Source organism: Qipengyuania sphaerica (assembly GCF_019711595.1).
GTDB classification, from domain to species: Bacteria; Pseudomonadota; Alphaproteobacteria; order Sphingomonadales; family Sphingomonadaceae; genus Qipengyuania; species Qipengyuania sphaerica.
This window is the reverse complement of sequence record NZ_JAIGNR010000001.1, coordinates 963,109-986,635: the sequence shown is the minus strand read 5'-3', so window position 1 is coordinate 986,635 and position 23,527 is coordinate 963,109. Positions and strand designations below refer to the sequence as shown.

Below are 23,527 nucleotides of genomic sequence, written 5' to 3'. Positions count from 1 at the left end.
TCCCTTAGAGGAACTTCGCCATCACACCGGCGGTGTCGATCATGCGGTTCGAGAAGCCCCATTCGTTGTCGTACCAGCTGACGACGCGGCAGAGCTTGCCTTCCATCACGCTGGTTTCGAGGCTGTCGATGGTCGAGCTCGCCGGGTGGTGGTTGAAGTCGCTGCTGACGAGCGGCTGGTCGGTATAGTCGAGCACGCCCTTCATTGCGCCTTCCGAAGCTGCCTTGAGCGCGGCATTGAGTTCTTCGGCGGTGGTATCGCGCTTCGGCGTGAACACCAGATCGACGAGGCTGACGTTGGGCGTCGGCACGCGCACGCTCGAGCCGTCGAGCTTGCCGGCCAGTTCGGGCAGGACCAGGCCGACCGCACGGGCAGCACCGGTGGTGGTCGGGATCATGTTCTGCGCACCGCCGCGCGCACGGCGCATGTCGGAGTGCATCTGGTCGAGCATGCGCTGGTCGTTGGTGTAGCTGTGGATCGTGGTCATGAAACCGCGCTCGATGCCGACCGTGTCATGCAGCACCTTGGCCATCGGCGAGAGGCAGTTGGTGGTGCAGCTGGCGTTCGAGACGATCACGTCCTCCGCGGTCAGCACATCGTGGTTCACGCCGTAAACGATGGTGGCCGAAACGTTCTTGGCCGGAGCCGAGATCAGCACGCGCTTGGCGCCTGCCTTGAGGTGCGGTTCGGCAGCTTCGTGGCTCTGGAAAAAGCCGGTGCATTCGAGCGCGATGTCGACGCCCTGCTCGGCGTGCGGCAAATTGCCCGGATCGCGTTCGCTGGTGACGGCGATCTTCTTGCCGTTGACGGTCAGGAAGCCTTCGCCGACTTCGACCGTGCCAGGGAAGCGGCCGTGCGTGCTGTCGTACTGGAACAGCAGCGCGTTTGACTTGGTGTCCGCGAGATCGTTGATCGAAACCAGTTCGAGATCGTGATCGTCACGTTCGAGGATCGCGCGCGCCACGAGGCGTCCGATGCGTCCGAAACCGTTGATTGCAACCTTGGTAGCCATGCGAAAAGCTCCTGCTTAACCGTTCAGTTTGTTCATGATTTGCGGAACGATAGCGTCCGCAGTGAAGCCGAATTTCTTGAAAAGGTCTCCGGCCGGGGCAGATGCGCCGAACCGGTCGAGACCGATGCTGAGGCCGTTCTCGCCGGTGTAGCGCTCCCAGCCGAACGTGGTGCCCGCCTCGATGCTGACGCGCAGCGTATCGGCCGGAATCATGTCCTTGCGGTATGCCTCGTCCTGCTCGTCGAACAGCTGGGTGCAGACCATCGAGACGACGCTTGCGCCCACGCCCTGCTTCTCCAGCTGCTCTGCGCAAGCAAGAGCGAGGTGCACTTCCGAGCCGCTGGCGACCAGCGTGACCTTGTGCGCATTGCCCGCCTTCTTGAGGCGGTAGGCGCCCTTGGAGCACATGTCGGTCTCCTCCGGGGCGTTGCGCACCTGCGGCAGGTTCTGACGGCTGAGCGCCAGCACGGAGGGACGATCCTTGCTGCGCAGCGCGATGTCCCAGCACTCGGCGGTTTCGACCGCGTCTGCGGGGCGCATCACCAGCAGGTTCGGGATCATGCGCAGGCTCTGCACATGCTCGACCGGTTGGTGTGTCGGGCCGTCCTCGCCAAGCCCGATGCTGTCATGCGTCATCACGTAGATGGCGCGCGTCTGCTGCAATGCGGAGAGGCGGATCGCGGCGCGGCAATAATCGGTAAAGACGAGGAAGGTGCCGCCATAGGGAATAACACCTCCGTGCAGCGCCATGCCGTTCATCGCTGCGGCCATGCCGAATTCGCGGATACCGTAGTAGATGTAGCGGCCCGAATAATCGTCTGCCGTGAACGGGCCGATGCCGCCCGCCTTGGTGTTGTTAGAACCCGTCAGGTCGGCGCTTCCGCCCATGGTGTCGGGCAACATGGCATTGATCTGTTCCAGCGCCATTTCGCTCGCCTTGCGGGTCGCGACCTTGACCGGGTCCTTCATCAGCGACTGGATGTAATTGTCGAGGCTGAACTTGGCCGGGAGGTCGCCCGCCATGCGGCGCTCGAAATCGGCGCGGCGGCCGTCGTTCGAAAGCCGGTCCTGCCATGCCTTGTGCGCCGACTGTCCGCCCTCGGCTGTGCCGCGCCAGTCGCCCAGCACCTGCTCGGGAATTTCGAAGGGCTTGTGGTCCCAGCCCAGTACATCGCGCGCGGCAGAGATTTCTTCGTCGCCCAGCGGCGCGCCGTGGGTGGCACTGGTGCCCTGCTTGTTGGGAGCGCCCTTGCCGATGACGGTGCGGCACGCGATCAGCGAGGGACGCTCGTCAGCCTGCGCGTCGTCGAGTGCGCGGCGGATGTCGGCGAAATCGTGCCCGTCGCAGCTCGTGACGTGCCAACCGGTCGCCTCGTAGCGGGCCTTGATGTCCTCGCTGGTCGACAGGTCGGTCGAACCGTCGATAGTGATCTGGTTGTCGTCCCACAGCACGTTCATGCGACCGAGCTTCAGGTGGCCGGCAAGCCCGATCGCCTCGTGGTTGATACCTTCCATCAGGCAGCCGTCGCCCGCGATCACCCAGGTCTTGTGGTCAACAATGTCGCTGCCGAAATCGGCGTTCAGCTTGCGCTCTGCAATCGCCATGCCGACAGCCATGGCGAGACCCTGACCAAGCGGGCCGGTGGTGCATTCGACGCCATCGAGCAGGAAGTTTTCCGGGTGGCCCGCACAAGGGCTGCCGAGCTGGCGGAAGTTACGGATGTCGTCCATCGTCGGATGCGCGTAACCAGAAAGGTGCAGCAGGCTGTAGATCAGCATCGACCCGTGGCCCGCCGAAAGCACGAACCGGTCACGGTCGGCCCAGTCGGGCGCGGACGGATCGTGCTTCAGATATTCGCTCCACAGGACGGTGGCGACATCGGCCATGCCCATCGGCATGCCGGGATGACCCGAGTTTGCCGCCTGCACCGCATCCATCGAAAGTGCCCTGATGGCATTGGCCATCTGGACCATGCGAGCGGTGTCGAGACTCATGCTGGAACTTCTCCGAAAATGTGGGGCGATTCGACGCGTGCGCACCCTTCGCGGAGGCAGGAGTTGAGGTCAACCCGACGAGGCGATCAATCAGCCCACGCGCCCTCCTCGCCCGATTTATCAACAGGCGGGGCCAAGCCTTTGCCAAGGCGGACCAATATCGTTAATTCGTGAGGCACCATGAGCCAGCAACGCATTTCCGGCGCTATCGACAGGATCGAACGCGCACTGACCCGTATCGAGGCGCAGGCCGGAAATCCGTGCGGCGACGGCGAGGCGGCGGCCAAGCACGAGGCGCTGAAATCACGCGTCGTGGCCAGCCTCTCGCAGCTCGACATGCTGATCGAAAGCCTCGAGAAATGAGCGAGGTAAAGCTCCAGGTCGGTGGGAGGCAGTACACCGTATCGGTTGCCGACGGGCAGGAGGACAACTTGCGCGGTCTCGCCTCCACCGTCGATGCCAAGATTGCCGGCATGGGCAACAATGTCTCGAACAACGAGGCCAAGAACCTGCTGTTCGCGGCGATCCTGCTGGCAGACGAACTGGACGAGGCGAAGAAGAAGGCCGCGCAAGCCCCGACGCATCCGCCCGACCCCGGCATCGATACCGATGGGCTGGCGGATCGGCTGGAACGCCTCGCAGTCGCGCTCGAAAATGCAGCGGCAAGGCTTGAGGGCTGAGCGCAGGCCTCCTAAATAGGGTCTTGGCGGGGCTGCCCGGCACGAGCCAATGAACATCCCTGAGGCTATAAGCAATCCTAGGGAGCTGTCCCTACTGGATTGGCGGGTTCGTCCCGGTGATCTGGATATACGGCGCCCACCTGACGTGAAGGCGTCAGAGGATTTCACGGCAACGACCCATGGTGGTCCCGTCACTCTTTTTCGCGCTACCGCTGCGCTGCATGCGCGCGCAGTGGTCCAGGTCGCGGCATTATTCTCCAAGAGGGACGCGTGACCAAGGACGAACTTCGCAAAAAGCTCAGGGCCGCGCGCCGCGATACGGTTACCGCCCTCCCCGACAGCATGCGCGGCCTCGTGTTTCATCGCCCTCCCGCGCCTCTTCTCGATTTCGTGCCGGAAGGAGCCATTATCGGCCTCTACCGCGCCAATCCGTTCGAGGCTCCGGCAGCGTCCTACGCCAAGTTCTTCCTCGACCGCGGGCACGAGATCGCCCTTCCCCGCTTTGCCGGCAAGACGGCGCCGATGGAATTCGCGCGCCATTCCGAACCGTTCGAGGAGGAGGATCTCGAAGTGGGCCCCTTCGGCCTGCTCCAGCCCTATGCAGATGCGCCAGTGCTCGATCCGGACGTGCTGTTCGTTCCGCTGGTTGGCTTCACCGCAAATGGCGGACGCCTGGGTCAGGGCGGCGGACATTACGACCGCTGGCTGGCAGATCACCCCTCCGCGCTTCCGATTGGTCTTGCATGGGATTGCCAACTTGCCGGCGAGCTTCCCACCGAAGATCATGACCGGCCCCTGCAAGCGGTCGTCACTCCAACCCGCCTCTACGGACCGTTTTCATGAGAACCGAACCCACCTGGCGTATTCCTGTCGGACTGCTCGGCCTGCTGCTCGCGCTTGCCATCTACGGTATCGTCCTTGCCCGCTACCTGCCGGGCCTGATCGGCAACTGGCCGACGCTGGCGCAGACCGTTGTCTACGTTTTCTTCGGCCTCGTCTGGCTGCTCCCGCTCGGGCGGTTCCTCAAGTGGATGGAAACCGGCAGCTTCCGCCGATAGCACATACGAAAAAGCCGCCCGGAAGGCGGCTCGTTCGTCTCGATTTCGAGAAATATCCCAAGGGTGGCGCGAGTGACGGGGCTCGAACCCGCGACCTTCGGCGTGACAGGCCGACACTCTAACCAACTGAGCTACACCCGCGCATTTGCGCGTCAGCGCCCCCTTGGGAGCCGCGCATCTAGTGGAGGCTCCGCGACCTGTCAACGCTATTTCAGGGGGAATTTTCGCATAATATCACCCAATCCAGCAGGCTGTTGAAATTTACCCAAATTTTACCTTTTGGGAGGAGCCTGAAGGCTGAAACCACGTGGGGCAATACAGGGGGTTTCGACGATGTTGCAGACGGCATTACTCGGCCTGTCGCTCGCCATGTTGGGCGGCGGCGCACTGGCAGCCAAATCGGCGATCGACATCCAGTATTCGGTGGTCGGAGAACTACCGCAGGAATGAAAACTCCCGCCGAAGCGGGAGTTTATTGAATTCAGTCGACGAGGATCAGCGCGGGCGTTTCCAGCAGCCTCTTGAGCGCCTGGATGAAGCTTGCCGCATCCCAGCCGTCGACCACGCGGTGATCGCAGCTGATCGAGATGTTCATCAGCTTGCGCTTCTCGATCCGCTCCACACCGTCGCTGCCCTTCACATACATCGGACGTTCGATAATCCGGTTGGGCCCGATGATGGCGACTTCGGGACGGTTGATGACCGGCGTGGTCGCCACGCCGCCGAGCGGCCCGAGCGAGGTGACGGTCAGCGTGCCGCCTTCCATCTCTTCCTTCTTCGCGGTGCCGTTGCGGGCAGCATCGGCAAGACGCGAGATCTCGTTCGCGAGTTGCCACAGGTTCTTGGCCTGCGCGTCCTTGATGACCGGGACCATCAGACCCGCATCGGTCTGCGCGGCCATGCCCATGTTGACCGAGCCGTGGCGCGTCACCACGCCCGCCTCGTCGTCGTAGCGCGCGTTGATCATCGGGAAGTCGGGCAGCGTCTTGCAGATCGCGGTGATCAGCAGCGGGAGAATCGTCAGCTTGGGCTTGTCGCCGCGGCTGTCGTTCAGTTGCGCGCGCATGACTTCGAGGTCGGTGACATCGCATTCCTCGACATAAGAGAAGTGCGGGATGTTGCGCTTCGAGGCGGCCATGTTCTCGGCAATGCGGCGACGCATGCCGATGACCTTCTTCTCCTCGTCTTCGCGGGTCTTGGCGGCGGCTCCATAGCCCGAGTTGTAGGAGAGGAACTGGTCGAGGTCGCCGTGACGGATACGGCCTTCTTCCGAGGGCTTCACCTGCGCGAGGTCGACGCCGAGATCCTTGGCGCGCTTGCGCACTGCGGGCGTGGCGAGAACCTTTGCCTGGTGCTTGGGTTCGGGCGCCGGAGTCGGCGCGGGCAGCGGTTCGGGATCGGGATCGGCGGCCAAAGCATCGTCGGCATCGCTTGCGTCCGAAGTCTCGACCTCGATCCGCTCTTCGACTTCCTTCGCCTTGGAGGCAGGAGCAGGAGCCGGGGCATCCTCGGCCACATCCTCGGGCACTTCGCCATCGACTTCGATCACCACCAGCATCGAGCCGATCGAGACCATGTCGCCTTCCTCGCCGGCGATCTCGAGGATCTTGCCGTCGACCGGGCTTTCCATCGGGACGGTCGCCTTGTCGGTCATCATGTCGACGAATTCCTCGTCTTCCTTGACCGTGTCGCCGACCTTCTTGTGCCACTGGACGATTTCCGCCTCGGCGATGCCTTCGCCGATGTCGGGCATGTTGAAGATGAACTTTGCCATTTCGGTTACTCGCCTATCTGATTGTCATAGACCCAGTCGGTCACTTCAAAAGTGGCCAGCTGGGTGCCGGGCGTGGCGGAATAGCCGACGCCCGCATGAATATCCTTCAGCCGTCCCGGGAAACGGCTCATAATCTCGATCCGCGCGACCTCGGTTTCGATCGTCACCAGCGGGATGCCCTCTGCGAACTCCGTGCCGGTCGCGACATGCCACTCATGCACCAATTCGGGGACATAAGGACCAAGGTCTTCCGGAACGAAGAAAGGCACTTCACGCATTATTCGGCCAAGATCTTGTCGAGGGCCTCGCCGATGCGGATCGGACCGGGGAAATAGGCCCATTCGAGGCTGTGGGGATAGGGTGTGTCGAAGCCGGTCACGCGTTCGACCGGGGCTTCGAGGTGATAGAAGCAGCGTTCGGTCACCAGTGCGCTGAGTTCGGCGCCGAAACCGGCGGTGCGGGTCGCTTCGTGCACGATCAGGCAGCGACCGGTCTTCTTGACCGATTCCTCGATGGTTTCGATGTCGACGGGCACGATGGTGCGCAGGTCGACTATGTCCGCCTCTACGCCCTTCTCGCGGCAGACTGCCTCGACCACGTGGACCATCGTGCCATAGGCGAGGATGGTGAGCTCATCGCCTTCGGTCGCGTAACGCGCCTTGCCGAGCGGGATCTTGTAGTGTCCTTCCGGCACGACGCTCGCATCGAAGCGCTTCCACGGTTCGACCGGCTTGTCGTAATAGCCCGAGAACGGGCCGTTGTAGATGCGCTTGGGCTCGAAGAATATGACCGGGTCATTATCCTCGATCGCGCTGATCAGCAGGCCCTTGGCGTCATAGGGCGTCGCCGGAATGACCGTCTTCAGGCCGGAGACATGGGCGAAGATAGCCTCTGGGCTCTGGCTATGCGTCTGGCCGCCGAAGATACCGCCGCCGAACGGACTGCGCACGGTAATCGGCGCGGTGTATTCGGCTGCCGAACGATAGCGCAGGCGCGCGGCTTCGGAGATCAGCTGGTCGAGGCCCGGATAGATATAGTCGGCGAACTGGATTTCCGGCACGGGGCGCAGGCCATAGGCCCCCATACCCACCGCTGCGGCAATGATACCGCATTCGGAAATCGGCGTGTCGAACACGCGGGTCTTGCCGTATTTTTCCTGCAGGCCGGCGGTGCAGCGGAACACGCCGCCGAAATAGCCGACGTCCTCGCCCATGATGACGATGTTGTCGTCGCGGCCCATGGTCACGTCTAGCGCATCGTTGATCGCCTCGATCATGTTGAGGCGGCGTTCGGTGCCCTGCTCTGCTGCGGGCGCCGTCTTTGTTGCGGTGTCGCTCATGCGCCCTTCCCTCCGTTCGGGAGTCCTTCGGGGAACTTGGTTTCGCGTTCGCGGATCGCCTGGTCGGCCTGCTCCTGCAGGTGCCAGGGCAGCTCCTCGAACACGTCTTCGAACATGGTTCGGAAAGGATGGTGGAGACCGTGGCCAAGGATACCGTTCTGCTCGGCTTCCTTGGTCGTCTTCTTGACGAATTCGGCGGCCTCGAGGTCCATCTTCTCCTGCCGATCCTCGTCCCACTCGCCGATTTCGATGAGGTGGTTCTTGAGCCGCATGACCGGATCGCCCAGCGGCCATTCGTCACGCTCTTGCGCGCTGCGGTAGCCGGAGGGGTCGTCGGAGGTGGAGTGGCCTTCGGCGCGATAGGAAAAGAACTCGATCAGCGTCGGTCCGGCATTAGCGCGGGCGCGGTTGGCCGCCCATTGCTCTGCCGCGTAGCAGGCGAGCGGGTCGTTACCATCGACGCGAAGCGAGGCGATGCCATAACCGAGGCCGCGTGCTGCGAAGGTCGAACGCTCGGCCCCGGCAAAGCCGCTGAAGCTGGAGATCGCCCACTGGTTGTTGACCACGTTGAGGATGACCGGCGCATTGTAGACGGTTGCGAACAGGCAGGCGGAATGGAAGTCGCCTTCCGCCGTGCTGCCCTCGCCCACCCAGGTCGCGGCAATCCGGCTGTCGCCCTTGATCGCGCTCGCCATCGCCCAGCCGACCGCCTGCGGGGTCTGCGTGGCGAGGTTGCCCGAGATGGTGAAGAAGCTGTGCTCCTTGCTGGAGTACATGATCGGCAGCTGACGGCCCTTCAGCTTGTCGCCCTTGTTCGAGTAGATCTGGTTGATCATCTCGATCATCGGGTAGCCGCGCTGGATCAGGATGCCCTGCTGGCGGTAGCTGGGGAAGACCATGTCGTCTGCCGCGAGCGCCATGCTGGCGGAAACGCTGGTCGCCTCCTCGCCGGTGCACTTCATGTAGAACGAAGTCTTGCCCTGGCGCTGCCCGCGGAACATGCGCTCGTCGAAAGCGCGCGTCATGGCCATGTGGCCGAGCATGGTGCGTAAGGTCTCGGGATCGAGCTTGGGGTCCCACGGCCCGTGCGCCCTGTTGTCCTCGCCCAGCACGCGGATCAGGCCATGCGCGAAATCGAGCATGTCCTTTGGATCGGTGGTCTCGTCGGGGCGCGGCTGCGCGCCCGCTTCGGGCACCTCGATATGCGAGAAATCGACCGCGTCGCCGGGCCGGAACTTGGGTTCTGGTACGTGGAGCGATAGCTTGGGGCGATTGTCGCCCGCCTTCGCTGCTCCACCTTGAGGCCTGTCGGCCATAGAATCGTCTCCCAGACGTAATCTTACGCTTACGCGTTATTTTATTTCACGCCGAGGAAACGGTCAAGTACGCCTTCGCATACGATTTCGGTCACACCGCGACGGGAGCCTTGATGGGCCCGTGCGGCGTGTAGTCGTGAACCGCGAAATCCTCAATCCGGTAGTCGAAGATCGTCGGCGGACGCCGCACAATCTCAAGCGTCGGCTGGCCCACAGGTTCCCGCGAGAGCTGTTCCTTCACGAGGTGTTCGTGGTTGAGGTAAAGGTGCGTATCGGCTCCCATCCACACGAATTCGCCCGGTTCCATCCCTACCTGCTGCGCGATCATTCGTAGCAGGAGCGCCCCCGACCACAGGTTGAAGGGCAGCCCCAGCGCCACGTCGCAGCTGCGCTGGTAGAGAATGCCGTTCAGGCGCTGCTCGCCATCGATACCGGTCGAAACATGGTACTGGTAGGTCTTGTGGCAGGGCGGCAATGCCATCTGCGGTACTTCGGCGACGTTCCAGCCTTCGATGATGTGGCGGCGGCTGCCCGGGTTCTCGCTCAATGATTCGATGACTTCGGCCACCTGGTTGATGCCCCGTCCCTTGCGGAACAGCCCGCCCTTGACCGGCTGGTATGTCGGCCAGTCGACCCATTGCTTGCCGTAAACCGGGCCCAGTTCGCCCCATTCGGTAGCGAATTCCTCGTCATCGGCGATCTTCTGGACGAAAGCGTCGAGTTCGATCTCGTCGCCCGTCTCCTCGACATAGCGCGCGTGCGGCCACTCGTTCCAGATCTTCACCCCCTGCAGGACAAGCGGGCGGATATTGGTGTTGCCGGTGAGGAACCACAACAGTTCGCGCGTGGCGGTCTTCCAGTAGACGCGCTTGGTCGTAATCAGCGGCATCGCGCCATCGGCCAGGTCGAACCGCAATTGCGCACCGAAGATCGAGCGCGTTCCCACGCCCGTACGGTCACGCCGCTCGTCTCCCTCGAGCCAGATCAGGCGCATGAGGTCGAGATATTGCTGTTCGAAATGGGGCTCTGGCACTGGTTTTCTTCGCTATTTCTGTCGCCGCGGACCCTAGGCGGAAATTAAGGCAAAAGCCCGCTTGCGTGCAAGGCAATCCACACCTATAGGGCCGCCTCTGCCTCGCGGGGTCCGCCCCGCAACGCATCCGGTCGGGGAGTAGCTCAGCCTGGTAGAGCACTGTCTTCGGGAGGCAGGGGCCGGAGGTTCGAATCCTCTCTCCCCGACCATTTTATCGCGCAAGCGACGGTTTTCCGCCTTTTAGCATGGGTCATCGCACCGCTGCGGTCACACGACTGTAGCACATAAGCGATGCACATGCGGAAAGGTCACGACCAATGACTCGCATCGCACATGTCACGCGCCGCGGCGCCCGATATGTCTTCCGGCGCCGCATCCATTTCCAAAATATTATCTCTCGCCCCCTAGCGCTCGCGCTCCAGACGGCTGACCCATTCGTCGCGCGCCAGCGCGCTGCGATCCTGTCGGCACGTTTCGCGGTCGTAAAATCAAGCGTGAGAAGAATGTTAGGACAAGGAACAGCCCTGACCGGGCCGCAGATTGAGGCGCTCTTCCGGCAGGAGTTGGAAAGCGAACTGAGAGCCATCGTGGATTTTGCATTCAGCGATGGAGCCTGGGCCGATGAGGCACTAGTGATCGCGTCGGACGATCGTGTGAAGTACAGTTTTCTGAGGTCGCCCGATCGTCATCGCCCCGAGTTTGTCGAGCTCGCACTCGGCCTCTTCCCAGATGAAATGGTGACGCAGCGGCTGGCCGGCGTCGGCGCTTCGACTGGTTCAAGCAATATCGCGGTGGCGCGCACGCACCTGATCCGTGCCCGCGCTGTTGCCGGGGCCAAGATCCAGAACCTGTACGATGACGAAGCCATGGATGCACCCGATCCCATCGCAGTTCTAATGGGTGAATTTGACGATCCAAGTCAGGCCACCCTCCCCTTGTCCACGACGGCCGTCGTCCCAGCCGAGAATATTCAAACGTCCCAGGACCTTCGAGAATGCAAGTTCGACTACTACGACGAGCGTCGTTTCTCGGAGATCATCGAAGAGGTCGCGGCAGACTTAAAAACCGAAGGAATATGGAGCGGAAAGCTAGATCAACAGCGCCGGATCATGCGCACCTTCGCCTGGATCACGGGTGACAGAGAGCTTGGGTCTTACACGCACCGTGACGTTGCTGCGTTTAAAAAGGCACTCCTCAAGCTGCCAAAGCGCTTCAAGTTCGGAACGCCTCAGAAAGGGGCGATGTCCCGACCCTTTGATCAAATAGCTAGAGGGTTGGCTTCCGGAAAATCCGGGGAACCGAGAAGCAAAAAGACCGTCAATCGCGATCTCAGCACTATGAGTACGGTTGGTAAACATCTCGAGCAGACCGCCTGGAAGCCAAAAATCGAGGGCAGCAAGGTAATGAACTTTGCTGGCGCGACGATCGGAATCAAGGAAGGGAAAAGCACCGAATTAAGGCCTGTCTGGACGAAAGAACACCTGCGGTGCCTCTTCTCATCCCCGATCTTCACCGGCGGTGGCGCTGGCAAGAAACGATTGAAGAACAGCGAGCATAGCCCGCGGGTTTGGCACGATGCAGCCTATTTTGCTCCGCTGCTCTGGTACTACACGCATGCCTGTCGGGAAGAGATCTGTGGTATCGAGATAGCCGATGTCTTCGCTGACGCCCCAGTCCCATTCATATGGATCCGTAATAATAAGACCCGCGGGGTGGACGGCGAGTTGGCTGGTGAGAAGCGCCCCGCCCGCCGCCGCGAGATCCCAATACACCCCGAACTAATCCGCCTGGGATTTCTGGAGTACGTCGAGAAAATTCGCCGCGATGGTCACACCGAGGTGTTCCCTGAATTGTATTTGCAAAAATCTAAAAGAGGTGGCGCCCAGTTCTACTATCGAGCGTGGACGCACATGGTGGATTGGATCGAAGACCGTATGCCCATTCCAATCGATGAAAACGGCAAGAAAACCGACATCCACTCGATTAGAGCGCTGGGCTCCTCTTTCTATGAAGTTGAGGGCGTGAACCCGATTATGCGGGCCGATCTGATGGGACACGAGCGAGAGGGGACGAATGCACGCCACTACTCTAAGCGGGTGGACGCGGAGGGTCTGTCCGTTGTTCTGAGTGAGCGCCTGCAGATGCTGTGCAGGTATGTTCCTGTGATCACTGAACACCTAAATGCAGCACCCATCAGGCTCTTGCCATTGAGCGACAGATCACGTGTCGGTTCAGGTCGGCCAAGAAAGGCTCGAAGTGATGCCGGAGCTTCTAGGTCTTAATCTGGCGACGGAAAGCCACAGGGTGACCTGGTTCCCAGCGAGTAGGCGACGATTTTGACCATCACTACCTGCTTCGGCCGGTCCAACCTTTAGATGGCTTTAGCCGCGCCGCTCTGCTGATCCCGAATTGCACCAACTGATGGCTGTTTGGACAACGATGACCATTTTTTAAATGGAGATGCCGATGGCGGACCCTGAAACCATCTTGACCGGATGGCCCGCACTGATGTCAACTGAAATAGCCGCTCGTTACCTATCTGTCGATGAACAGACGCTCCTACGCCTGGCCGATCAATTCAACAATCCGGCAATCGAGATTGAAGGCTTATCGATCAGGTGGCGAAAGCAAGATCTCGACCGTCTGATCAAGAAATTGCCACTAGTCTCCCCAAGCGTGGGAGAAGGCGATAGACCTCGCCTGTTGAAGCTTGATAGTTCACAACTCAATGAAATCGCGGAACAAGTCGCACGACGCATCGAACGCGCCCAGCCGAACACTACAGCTAAGCTTTTATCGATAAACGACGCCTGTGCTATTCTCGGTCTCGGGCGTACAAGCGTTTATAGGATGATCAAAGATGGAGCTTTGCAGGCTCGACGGATTGGTCGCCGAACTCTGATTTTGAGGGAAGAGCTAGAAGCGATCCTCGATGGCTCCAACCGGGCCTGAAAATGTCAACGATTGAAGCGAAGCAGCTAGACCTACTAGCCGCAACCGAGAATTTCTTGCTGGACACCTATGGCGCAAAGCTATTGGTTGTTGGAAGTGAGTAGCCTCAGCGTGTCCGCTAACATTTGGGCCTTCATCTGGTTATTGTAACTAGCCTTGCCGCGCCAATTTCGAACTTCGTGATATCTATCCCGGACACCCGCAGTTCCTCCAATCCGTCAACACCGTCAGAGTCCGTGAACAGTGAAATCCGCCCATACTTCTCAAGCAATTCCTGCAGCGGAGTTTTGAGGGAAGTCGAGCTACCAAGCTGATTTGCAGCTCGCCAGCTCCCAAACTCACCGACCGAAATAGTCGTCCGCACTGCCCCGTCGACAAGGACCAAGTCGACAGACCTGCCCTCGAACTGGCTGAGCCAAGACTTGAACTGCTCGCTTTCTAGAATGTCGCTCATCGAGGCGGACACATCGATCGCCAGAACTTCGTCATCACATCCGATCGCTGCGCCGCGAACGGGCTCGCCAACAAGTTCACGGACAATGTCCCGAAACTCATTGAGCGCATTGCGGTTCAAGGGAGTCAGGTTCCCGATCATCCGACACCGATTGCTTACGGAGGTGTCGAGGTCGGTGAATTCGGCACCAACAGGTCCGTAGTTCACCAGCACGACCTCCGCAGCCGGGTGCGCCCGGGCATAATCTTCGAGCGCGTCCCGGAAATTCCGGGCAGATCGTTTCTTGTAGTGCTTGACCTCGACCACCAGCGGACAAGCGGCAGGATCTGCTCCCTGCTTCCACAGACTGTAGTCCGGCTGCACAGCGCATTTGCGCCCCTCGCCCACCGGATCGGCAAGTGGAACGCGCTTTTCGGAATAAAGAGACAGTCGGGGACTTGCAGTCTCGATGTCAGCGATCAGCGTCTCGGAAAATGCAAACCTGAGGCCTGCGTCGGGCGCATTGTATTCGATATCGTGCCCGTCTGCGGCGGCAGCAATTCGCGTCGCTATCCAGACACCATAAGTTTCGTAGCGCTGCTTCCATACCGGTAGCGACAGAATGCGCTCGAGATCCTCAATTGCAAGCTTCCCAACGATCCGTCGCCTCGGAAATCGCTCCAGCTTCTCCTTGAGACTTGCGGCAAGCGCATCCTGCTGATCAGCTGGCAGACGGAGGGTATTGGCCAGATAGAAGACATGCGAGCGCAGCCAGTAGTCAGTCTCGCTCTGGGCGATGCTCCACGGATGCAAGGCATCACCGGCAACAACACGGTACCCGCGTGCGTAATGTGCCTCCAGCAGTCTCGCTCGCGTCTCGCCCTGATCGCGCAAGATCGAGACGGCTGCAAGCAGGATGCCGGCCACATCGGCAAGGCCACCTTGAAATTGGTCAGGATAGAGACTTGCCGGAAACGTGGAATATTCGCCGGACTCGTAAGCGGTCAGCCAGCTATCTACGTCTGCAATGCCTGTGACCGGCGGTCCATCGCCGTAGAGGCCTTGAGAGAGAGTATCTGGGTCTTCCAGTTCAAGGCGGAGATCGTTGAGCATCCAGGCATTGCCAAGGTCGAGCGCCGGGATATCAATCTCCGCTTCGATCTCGCGCCAGTGCAGAAGGAATTCCTCGAAGTGCTGGAACTCAACCAGGCTCTCATCGATCCGCAACCGCCATTGTGTGCGTCCCCTACGCGCACCTGCCTGCTCGAAGAATTCGAGGATGTCCGAGAACATGGCTGCGAAGGGTTCGATTATCTGAAACAGCGCGCGCAGGAACTGTTCGATAGATCTGCGAGCAAGCGCCTCCTCCAGCGTGAAGGCTGAAGGGCAAAGCAATTCGCGGAGCTTGTCGAGGAGATCGGCATCACGCCCGTCAATCTCGAGACCACCGATCTGTTGCAGGGCCCGCCAGGCCTCCAGACCGCTCTCGTAGACCTTATCCAAACTGAGGTCTCCCAGTTGATTGCTTGCCGCTCACAGCTCGAACTCGCTCTTCTCGAACAGCGGCACGCCCGGAAGTTCCTGTGTGTGGACAAGATTGCTGCTCTTCTCGAGCGCATTGACCAGCGTCCTGCGAGGTACCTCGGTCTTGCGCTCGACATGGCCGTGCTTGCCATCGAGCGTGGAGAGCAAAGTCGTCAGCCGGTTCCGCTTGCGCTTGCCGCCCTTGTTCGCGAAGTGCTCCCACAGCGTCCGGGGCGTAGCATTGAGGCTGCCATGATGGCCGACTTTGTAGACATCGACATCCTTCAACTTGTCCATCACCTCGGGATCGTTGAGCGCGAACCGCCAGTTCTCGATCTGCGCATCACCTGGAAACAGGAAGGACTTCGAGCCGATCCGAAACAGCAGGATCAGGCTGGTGTTGTTCATCGTGTCATCGAGGATGCGCACGATCTGGAACAGGCGGGAAAGTTCGAGCCGCTTGAGCCGGTGCCGGATCCAGAACATGTCGCGGCGCCCCCTCGAACCGGCAACACTCGGGAATGGGTCAACCGGATCGCCTTTGTATAATGCGCTCGAGGCAGCATTGATGTGCCAAAACTCGACATCGTCGCGCGAACGCATGCGCGTTACATCCTCTGACTGTTCAATGGTCGGCGGACCTAGCGCATCGACCGCCACGCCGGGAAGCACGCGATCGAGATCGAGCTCCATCTTCGCATGGGCAAAGATGGCCCGGCCGGCCGCTCCCATCCGCATTAGACGTTCGACCGCCTTGCGATTGCGGATATTGTCTGCGCCCATGAATTCGAGCTTTTCTACAGTCGCCCTGTCCACCGATTTGAGGTGGTTCAGCGCTTTGATGTTGCCATCGTCAAAGCGGTTCTCGGCAAACTGGCCCATCAGCGCGAGACGGCGTCGGTGCCGGGCACCGGTGGCAAGCGGAGCATGCGCATCCTCCGGGATGTCAGGATCCTCGGTCCAGGGCTGGATCACCACTTCGGGCTTGAGGTCTTCCAGTATCGACCCGGTGGAATCGCTGCTGAAGGCACTGATATGATCCTTGTGGCGATGGGTGGCGACCAGTACGTCGAGCTTGCCGCCGCATTCGTCACGGATCGATTCAACCACCTTTTCCATCCAGCCCCGCGTGCCTTTGGGTGACTTCATGCTACCGCAGTCAATCAGGATGTGTTTCGCAGACTGGTCGTCGTAATGGATCGTCATCAGGAAGCAGTCGCCGAAGCCGACATTGTAGGTCCTGATCGTGACCTTCTGCGGCACGGGATTTCTTCGGGGTCGTCTTGCCATCACCACTGCTCCCGTTTGCGCCGCGAGGAGGATCCCATTGCCCTCGATCGGTGGAGGCTTGCAAAATTGCTCTCCCCGCTGGTTTCGTTTTCAAACGCACCCATGTCCCATAGGCTCTTCAACCGCCGGGTCTGCTTCGTCGAGGCAACTCCGGTGGCGATATGATACTTGAGCTTGCCATAGTCGTTGAAAATCAGCGTGCCGCCGCCATAGAGCCGGATGAACTCGCTGGTTCGCATACCTTCCGGCCGTTCGATATCGAGTGAGCCCAGCCCGCTCGCAAATGTATGCAGGATCTGCAGGTACTCGACCACCGTCTCGCGTACGCGAAACCCGTCCGGACCTTCGCGCACGACCGGGCGGACAGAAACGATCTTGGTGAACGCATCCGGATGCAGTTCGAGAATGTCTGCATTTTCCCACAGGAAACGGAACACCGCCTCCCGGTCCCAAGTCATCTCGGCATGGCCGTGGAAGCCATAGGTCAGCTGGTCAGCCTCATCCTGAGGCAGCAGCCAGGCAGCATCATCAGCAGGTGATCCGGGAGCAATCCCATATGAGGCAAAGCTCTCCCTGATCGCTGTCCGGTATCCGTACCGGGTATCATCGGGCGCGGTTTCCATATCGGACGTGATAAGTGCCGACAGGAAGTCACCATAACTGAGGTTGGCCGGCGGCAGATAATCAAGTGCGCGGATGCACATGCGCAGCAGATGCTGTGCGGCCGTGGTGCCTTCCTCGACCGCGCGTTCAAGATCGATCATGCCGCCACCGAGCGGATCGAGCGGTTCGATGCGTCGCCACCAGATTGCGAGGAAGGCATTGATTAGCGGCGCAACGAGCACCTCGCCGAAATCATGTGCGCTTATGCGCAGTGCCTCGTCATGATAGAGCGAGGTATCGGGTTCCATCTCGACCGAGCGCCGAAGTGCATCGCCGCGCAATGCTGCGAGATTAGCCTCGCCCATATTGGCACCGAATTCCTCAGCAAGCCCGGCAAGGAAGGACTTGCGTAGCGCCTCGGGCTTGAGGCGCCGTTTGGCGATCAGCGCATCAGGCTCGCCACTGGTCAGGGCGAACTCGACCAGCTCGCTGCTACGGAAGCCTGAGAGTAGCGCGATGATATCGGCAAAGCCCTCATGGAAAGCGGCTTGGTCGATCGAGGAAGGGCGAATGTACTCGGTGCGCAGGCCATCGAGCACGGCGTGCACAGTCTCGTGCACGATGATGTCGTGCGACAGGCAGGTGAACACGAACTCCCCCTCGCTGTTGGGCTTCACGAAATAGCCGAAGGCAAGCAGTTCATCATCGCGCGAGTAGAACGCGTTCATGTCGTTGAACGCATGCGGCGAGACCTTGAGCTGGTGGCCGCCGGACTCGAACCCCCATTGGATCGTACGACCAAGCGCGCGCTCGAACTCGAGGATAGTGTTTGAGATCAACGCGTAGCAATTCTGCGCGTGAAATGCCGGATTGCCAAGCAAGTTGCGGATGGCAGCCTTCGTAGGCGCCCGCGCGCCATTGATGACTGCCTCGGCAATATCGACGTCGGGCGCCGGATGCGGCGCGATTAGCTTGTCGAGCGTCGCATCATAGTCGACTACGTGGATGCGGGCGCCCTTGGGCCCAGAAACGAGCCGCTCGTTGGGAACCTTTACCTGTGTAAACAGCGGTATTCCCCTGCTGTCAGTAATCGAGGGATCCTGGGCTAGGACCCAAAGCCTTCGTGTCGGTGCTTCCGGACAAAACCGCATGCTTTCCCCCTTACTGGCCTCTTATTGGTCTTCTGGCCTGCCAATTGTGCTAGCGTTGCCCATCCGTTCAGCTCCCGAATTCGCGATCAGGATAGGGCAATTTCCCGGGCGGCGTGATCGACGCATCGAAATAACTGCGCAGCGATGCATCGCAGCTGGCATAGCCGAAGTTGATCAACTGCTCCTGCAACGATGTGCTCATCTTCTTCAGCCGTGTCGGTGTCTCGGCGAGCGCTCTGCCCTGCTCGTCAGTAGGAGCATCCGGCATCTTCACCGGATACCTGCTGACCGGCGTCCTGATACTCCAGAACGCGCCTTGCATGTCCCCGTCATTGTAGGCCTGCACCACCTGCCGCGAGCGGATCGAATGCACCTGCTGGTGGATCACATTGAGGACGCGATAGGTCTGGCGTCCCCAGCCCGGCGCCGGCGAAGCTTCAAGCGGCAGGCTGCCACCGCCATCGGAGACGAGAACATTGGTGTAGCGGTCCCAGATGGGCTCCAGTCCGTAGTTGTCATAGACACCGCCATCGGTAAGCGAGATATCGCTGAAGAAGCTGTCGGGAACGCCGGGCTCGCGGATGGTGAAAGCGTCGGGCGATACCTTCAGCTTGTAAGGGGAAAGAAAAGGCGGAAAAGCTGACGACGCCGTCACCGCATCGGCAAGGGGCAGGTCGGGATTGTCGATCGAGCCCACACGGTAATCGCGCATGTAGGGTTTGGAGAAACGCCACAGCACTCCGGTCTCGAGGTTGGTGGCGTTGATGACAAACCTCGGCGAAGCAGGAATCTGTTGCAGGCTCGCGCCCTTGAACAGGTGCTTGTCATACTGTTTGGCAACATATCTGGCGACGCCACCCGGCAGGAACCTTCCTCGCAGTATCGAGGGCCGGTCAATCGTCCGGCCCGCAAGCGCGCGAACCGGATCGACAACATGATCGAATAGATCTTCCCGAGAATTGATCTGCGACCAGCGCAGAGCAAGCACTCCAGCGGTGATCGAACCGCCTGACACGCTTGAGATGCGACTCAGTCTTCCGATGAGACCCGTTTCATGCAGACGGATCACCGTGCCAAGGTGATAGAGCATGGCGCGGTATCCCCCGCCGGATAAACTCAAACCTATGCCGTTCTCCCGTGCCATCGCCCAAAGCTACGCTAAGATTGGCCTGAATACAAAACCGGACTTTGACTGATCCCAATAGCCAGAATGTTATCCGTCCGCCCGCAAGAAGAGCGCACTATTCGTATTGTGTGTTCATCGCTGACGCTCATCAACTTGGTGCACTGCCATCATCAGCCGACTGTCTGTTTTTTTGCTTACATCCCATGAGCAGACGGACAGCTTACGGCCCATAGCCACCGTTCGAGCTTCTTGCTCCAATGTCCGGAACGCTACCCTCTTCAGACTGTCAGCTTTGAGGATGGAAAATCCGGAATCCATCCTCTCAGCTTTCGCGCCCAATTTCAGCCAGCCCTTTGTCCACGAAAGGAGGGGATGAAGCGCCGAAATATTCATCTTACCTTCCTCGCCAGAGTACTAGAAAAGGACGTGAAATTCTTCGGATACAACCATGTATGTTCGACTTAAAAACTGAAGCTGGTCTTCAGAAACAGCGAAACCGTGAACTCTTCATTTGCGTCTGAAGGCTCACTGCCGTCTTTCGTGTAACCGAACTTAAGCCCCGGAGCGATGGGGCTCTCCCCTCCCAGAACGGCGTATACCGGAACCTCGACCCCCAAGTCATTGCTGAGCGCGTCGAAGCTGACGAGTGGTGCGATGCCGACGCCCGTGGCAACTCCATTGACCGGAAAGAACCGCCGATACTCGCCGCGCAGAACGAGCGATTCCTCGCGTTCCGGAAGCGCGGAAAATCCAGACTTACAATCGACCGCCGGATCGCCGATCGGCGTCTTGCAGATGATCGTCTCGTCGAGTTCCTCGAGCGCGTCGGCGTATTCCACCTCAGCCTTAATCGCGCTGACTCCGTCTGCAGGGTAAAATACTCCCGTCAATGTAGTTGAATAGGCCGTCTTGAAATCTTCATTCGTGCCAAGGTCGACAGGGTCGACGGCTTCATATTCTTTGAACGCCACACTGCCTTTCACGCCGATCGTATAAAATGGAATTCCAGCGGCGCGGTTGGCCGCGATCATCGCCATCGGCAAATGCTTGCGGATAAAACTCGGTGACACGATCGGTAATCGCCTCATTTCGTCGCATTCGCGTTTCTTTTCAGCATCGCCGCCAGCCCTGCGATCGCATGCGGCGAGCGCCCTGACACCGAGCTTTGCGTACGTGTCGTCGCTATAATTCTCCAAACTTGAAGCGCTGGACATCAACGTCAGGCCGGCGCTCAGCTTGAGACCATTGGCCAAACGGTCGAGGGTCGGATCCTTGATCACGTCGTCAGTGCCGCCGATTGGCAGTGCAATCCCTACCTTCCACATCAGCGCGTTCTGCTCGATGCGGGACGGATCACCGTTGTCGCTGGCCGTATACCCACTGACGCTCGCATTGGCCTCGGACTTCTTTTCGGAGACGTCGATAGAGGTGGTTAAACCGATGAACACTTCATCGAACCTGTCGCTTGGAGCAGTGACGACTATGGGATCAGCATTGGTATCGGCGGGCTGCTGCGCCAACCCCGTCGATGGCACCAGAACCAGCGATGTTGCCATTGCGGCGGGATAGCGTCTCATCAGCCCTCCTCCCCCTCTTTGCCCTGAATGCTGAAGTACCAGATGTCATTGAGAAAGGTGGCGGTCCCAGGAACGGTCAGCTTCATCGGCCACGTTCCACCCACCGGATAGATCATGGTGGTCTTGGGGGACTTCACTGTCAAAGAGACTTCGCGTCCGCCTCCCTTGCAATCGAGGTGAAGCCCGTACTCGCCTGCGTCGAGATCATCGGATTGCAACTCGAACTTGCCGTTCCCTTTGTCGCTCAGGATTAGGCCGTGTGAAATGACTTTCTGATCATCTTCCGTCCAACTGAAAAGGTGTACGAACCAACCAATCTTCGTCTCGTCCTTGGGTTCAGCCAGTATCTTGATTTTCGCCATCGCAAATCCCCGCCATCCGAAAATAATTGTTCCGGTTATTAAAGCATGCAATGTTGTTTACAGAAAATCAATGGAGAGGACACTGCATCTTCCGATATGCGAAATAGAAGTTTCGTGTCCTCGAATAAAGGATTCTTTAAGTTGGACAATTTCGGCCGGACGGCCGGCGCGCGATCCGCTTGAGGCACTTTCTGGCCTGAACCTTCGGCAAAGAACCGTCCGACAACTATAGAAAAGCCTGGCAGATGTGGGGTCGTTAGGCGAATGTCTGCTTCGGCGATCTAGCGGTCGCGTAACAGACAGTCCGCCATCGGCCCTATAGTTGCCATGGTGCAGAGCCAAGCTGAAGTCCTCACAGAAACGTCGGAACTTGCACTTTTCTAGTCGAATAAACTCGGGGATGCAGATGCCTTTTCCGGGAGAAGTTTAAGCCTTCTCATGCGGCCCTCTGACTGTGCGAACCATTCTGCTTGGTCCTTGATAGCGGGCTCTCGCTCGGTCCAAACATCGATAAGTCCACACCGTGTGACGAATGGTTGTACAGGCTTTCCGTCAGAGCGTGTGACTCCTGAGGAAGAAGGCTCACAACCTCGGCAAAACTTAGCCGGATTGAACTTCACATGGGCAGCGTGCGCATCGACGGCCCTCTCTATGCGCCGTCCAAGTGAACTCATGTCTCGCCTAAAGGCGGTTCTGCATTCGAAGCAAATGCTAAACTGCCTCCAAACCTCATACGTGGAAAAAATGGACCGCGCCCTCAAGAACCGGAACGAGTAAGATCGTCCGGCACCGTTGAGGTGTCTTATTTGTCGATTTCGTGCTTCCGCTCGCGCATTCGTATAGCGTTCGATGTCGATATCGGTGTCGAGAAAATCGTTGATCGGACTGTCGGGATCTAAACCGGAAACGGCATCATTCTTCTGTCCCGCCCCAATACAATCCCAGTACGAAAAAATCTCTAAGCGCCAATTGCTGAAGGTTTGAATTACGCCGCTAAACGCATCCGACTGTTGCTCGTCGAGCCATTCGCGCCATTCGCTGAATTTCGCTTCCGCTTCTTCACGGTTTCTCGAATGGTATACATCGAGCAATCGCTCTTTGGCCCAATACACACTCTTAAGGTGAGGGGCGCATTCCAGAAAATCCATGAGGGCCTGATGCCTCTCCTGGTTCTTCTCCTTTAGAACTCGCGACCGCGTTGCAAGGCAGAGCCTTAGATCCTTTGCAGTATCCTTTTGATCGTTGCGGACATTTCGGCGAGCTTTATCGACAACGCTGTTTATTCGTTTCGCAACATGCCATCGATCGGCGACAATGGTTACGCGATCACCGAAGGCAGCCCTAACCGCATTTCTGAAATTGGCTGAAAGATCGATGGTCACAAATCTAATGCGCTCGTAGCCCTGAAGAGCGACGAGAGCTTGGTAAACTGTAAACCCCTCCTTATCGGGCAAGACATCGACGACTTGCGAAGTCTCTCCGTCAGACAAAATTGTCCTAAATACTTTTGTCTTTCCGTTTGGAAATTTTTCGATGTTCTGGAGTCGTACCTTCTCATCTTTTCCGGAAGGGAGGCAAACTTCGTCGATTGAAAGTATTCTAGGAGTATCGATGCGGAAATTGGCATCCAATTTATCTAAGAGTTGATCTGCAATCCTGCGGATCGTAGCTTCTGGAACTCCGGTTTGCTTCGCCAGAGCGGAAAAGGTCTGCTTGAAACAGTTGTCTTCGATGTATCGACGACATCGTGAGGTTAGTTTGCCATCGAAATACCCGTCCGGTCGAAATTGAAAAGTCTTCGTTTCACAGTTCTCACTGCGGCAGCGCCCACGTGGGACTTCGACCCTAAGTTTTGCCGGGCGCCCTTGGTACGGAACATCGACGAAGAGCTGATAACATACTCCGTGCTTGGAGGCTTTGTTTCCACACGCCGGGCAGCGCCAATCCGTTGGCCGAACTAGCTTGGCGTGAATCCATGCTCCTTCGTTACTGTCGTCAATACGGGAAGTTATGAAATTGGTATCCTCGAGATATCCGATCCCGATTCCAACAGTGCCTCTGCCGTCAATTGTCACCAAACCTCCCACGTTGCGTTCAGCGGGCGGCAGTTAAGAGTTAATCCTTAAAACTCTGTATTTGAACGATTTCGGACGTAAGGGTGGTTGTGCTGGCAGAGATTATTGGTCGCCATGAGCAACGACCAAATTGTAATTGCAGCCTTTGCCCACCGTAAGCCTTCTAAACTGGCGCCTTCTGAGCTGTATCGCATGAGACGAAGACGTAATGGCCCGTTCGTGCCTCT

General features: G+C 59.0%; 20 protein-coding genes and 2 tRNA genes. 7 read left to right on the top strand and 15 right to left on the bottom strand.

Translation table 11 applies throughout. The annotated features are described in order from the left end of the window. Positions 1-4 precede the first annotated feature (4 nt). Both gap and tkt read right to left on the bottom strand, forming a co-directional pair. Positions 5-1,012 (bottom strand): type I glyceraldehyde-3-phosphate dehydrogenase, encoded by a 1,008-nt coding sequence (gene gap / locus K3178_RS04875; protein ID WP_221570233.1) that lies wholly within the window; start codon positions 1,010-1,012, stop codon positions 5-7. A 15-nt stretch (positions 1,013-1,027) separates the two neighbouring features. Next, positions 1,028-3,007, bottom strand: coding sequence for a transketolase (gene tkt / locus K3178_RS04870; protein ID WP_221570232.1), 1,980 nt, complete (start codon positions 3,005-3,007; stop codon positions 1,028-1,030). 180 nt (positions 3,008-3,187) lie between these two features. Here tkt and K3178_RS04865 point away from each other — a divergent pair, with 180 nt between their 5' ends. The 4 genes from K3178_RS04865 to K3178_RS04850 all read left to right on the top strand — a co-directional run bounded on the left by K3178_RS04865 (position 3,188) and on the right by K3178_RS04850 (position 4,745). Further along, positions 3,188-3,370 (top strand): hypothetical protein, encoded by a 183-nt coding sequence (locus tag K3178_RS04865; RefSeq protein WP_221570231.1) that lies wholly within the window; start codon positions 3,188-3,190, stop codon positions 3,368-3,370. Then, entirely contained in the window at positions 3,367-3,687 is a 321-nt protein-coding gene (locus K3178_RS04860; RefSeq protein ID WP_221570230.1) for a cell division protein ZapA, read from the top strand. Before K3178_RS04865 ends, K3178_RS04860 begins: the two co-directional genes overlap by 4 nt. 270 nt (positions 3,688-3,957) lie before the next feature. Continuing rightward, entirely contained in the window at positions 3,958-4,530 is a 573-nt protein-coding gene (locus K3178_RS04855) for a 5-formyltetrahydrofolate cyclo-ligase (protein ID WP_221570229.1), read from the top strand. Further along, the gene (locus K3178_RS04850; RefSeq protein WP_221570228.1) at positions 4,527-4,745 is read left to right on the top strand and encodes a DUF2842 domain-containing protein; all 219 of its coding nucleotides are present in this window, start codon (positions 4,527-4,529) and stop codon (positions 4,743-4,745) included. Before K3178_RS04855 ends, K3178_RS04850 begins: the two co-directional genes overlap by 4 nt. A 64-nt stretch (positions 4,746-4,809) precedes the next feature. Here the strand turns inward: K3178_RS04850 and K3178_RS04845 are convergent. The 6 genes from K3178_RS04845 to thyA all read right to left on the bottom strand — a co-directional run bounded on the left by K3178_RS04845 (position 4,810) and on the right by thyA (position 10,207). Further along, positions 4,810-4,886, bottom strand: a tRNA-Asp gene (locus tag K3178_RS04845). A 340-nt stretch (positions 4,887-5,226) separates the two neighbouring features. Beyond that, positions 5,227-6,519 (bottom strand): dihydrolipoamide acetyltransferase family protein, encoded by a 1,293-nt coding sequence (locus K3178_RS04840; RefSeq protein WP_221570227.1) that lies wholly within the window; start codon positions 6,517-6,519, stop codon positions 5,227-5,229. A gap of 5 nt (positions 6,520-6,524) precedes the next feature. Beyond that, the gene (locus tag K3178_RS04835) at positions 6,525-6,797 is read right to left on the bottom strand and encodes a biotin/lipoyl-containing protein (RefSeq protein WP_221570226.1); all 273 of its coding nucleotides are present in this window, start codon (positions 6,795-6,797) and stop codon (positions 6,525-6,527) included. Then, positions 6,797-7,858 carry an alpha-ketoacid dehydrogenase subunit beta gene (locus tag K3178_RS04830; RefSeq protein ID WP_221570225.1) on the bottom strand — a complete coding sequence of 354 codons (1,062 nt, stop codon included), beginning with the start codon at positions 7,856-7,858 and terminating at the stop codon, positions 6,797-6,799. Before K3178_RS04830 ends, K3178_RS04835 begins: the two co-directional genes overlap by 1 nt. Beyond that, entirely contained in the window at positions 7,855-9,174 is a 1,320-nt protein-coding gene (locus tag K3178_RS04825) for a 3-methyl-2-oxobutanoate dehydrogenase (2-methylpropanoyl-transferring) subunit alpha (protein WP_221570224.1), read from the bottom strand. Before K3178_RS04825 ends, K3178_RS04830 begins: the two co-directional genes overlap by 4 nt. 91 nt (positions 9,175-9,265) lie before the next feature. Then, positions 9,266-10,207, bottom strand: a complete 942-nt coding sequence (thyA, locus tag K3178_RS04820) for a thymidylate synthase (protein ID WP_221570223.1) — start codon at positions 10,205-10,207, stop codon at positions 9,266-9,268. Between the two features lie 132 nt (positions 10,208-10,339). On the opposite strand from thyA, the gene K3178_RS04815 reads away from it, so the two are divergent. The 3 genes from K3178_RS04815 (at position 10,340) to K3178_RS04805 (ending at position 13,159) form a co-directional block, all read left to right on the top strand. Then, positions 10,340-10,416 (top strand) — tRNA-Pro (locus K3178_RS04815). A gap of 108 nt (positions 10,417-10,524) precedes the next feature. Further along, positions 10,525-12,489, top strand: a complete 1,965-nt coding sequence (locus K3178_RS04810; protein ID WP_221570222.1) for a site-specific integrase — start codon at positions 10,525-10,527, stop codon at positions 12,487-12,489. Positions 12,490-12,673: 184 nt separating this feature from the next. Further along, positions 12,674-13,159, top strand: coding sequence for a helix-turn-helix domain-containing protein (locus tag K3178_RS04805; RefSeq protein WP_247713512.1), 486 nt, complete (start codon positions 12,674-12,676; stop codon positions 13,157-13,159). A 133-nt stretch (positions 13,160-13,292) separates the two neighbouring features. On the opposite strand, the gene K3178_RS04800 is transcribed toward K3178_RS04805, so the two are convergent. From K3178_RS04800 to K3178_RS14155, 7 genes are all read right to left on the bottom strand, one after another. Then, positions 13,293-15,095, bottom strand: coding sequence for a hypothetical protein (locus K3178_RS04800; RefSeq protein WP_221570221.1), 1,803 nt, complete (start codon positions 15,093-15,095; stop codon positions 13,293-13,295). 30 nt (positions 15,096-15,125) lie between these two features. Further along, positions 15,126-16,379: a ComEC/Rec2 family competence protein gene (locus K3178_RS04795; RefSeq protein WP_221570220.1), complete on the bottom strand. Its 1,254-nt coding sequence runs from the start codon at positions 16,377-16,379 to the stop codon at positions 15,126-15,128. A gap of 26 nt (positions 16,380-16,405) precedes the next feature. Beyond that, positions 16,406-17,890 carry a gluzincin family metallopeptidase gene (locus K3178_RS04790; RefSeq protein WP_221570219.1) on the bottom strand — a complete coding sequence of 495 codons (1,485 nt, stop codon included), beginning with the start codon at positions 17,888-17,890 and terminating at the stop codon, positions 16,406-16,408. A gap of 337 nt (positions 17,891-18,227) precedes the next feature. Next, the gene (locus K3178_RS04785) at positions 18,228-19,304 is read right to left on the bottom strand and encodes a patatin-like phospholipase family protein (RefSeq protein WP_282098831.1); all 1,077 of its coding nucleotides are present in this window, start codon (positions 19,302-19,304) and stop codon (positions 18,228-18,230) included. Positions 19,305-19,747: 443 nt separating this feature from the next. Then, the gene (locus K3178_RS04780) at positions 19,748-20,863 is read right to left on the bottom strand and encodes a hypothetical protein (RefSeq protein ID WP_221570217.1); all 1,116 of its coding nucleotides are present in this window, start codon (positions 20,861-20,863) and stop codon (positions 19,748-19,750) included. Further along, a complete protein-coding gene (locus K3178_RS04775; protein ID WP_221570216.1) occupies positions 20,863-21,225 on the bottom strand; it encodes a hypothetical protein in 363 nt (120 codons plus the stop codon). The genes K3178_RS04780 and K3178_RS04775 overlap by 1 nt, the downstream gene beginning before the upstream one ends. 380 nt (positions 21,226-21,605) lie before the next feature. Beyond that, positions 21,606-23,300 (bottom strand): transposase, encoded by a 1,695-nt coding sequence (locus K3178_RS14155; protein ID WP_221570215.1) that lies wholly within the window; start codon positions 23,298-23,300, stop codon positions 21,606-21,608. Positions 23,301-23,527: the final 227 nt, after the last annotated feature.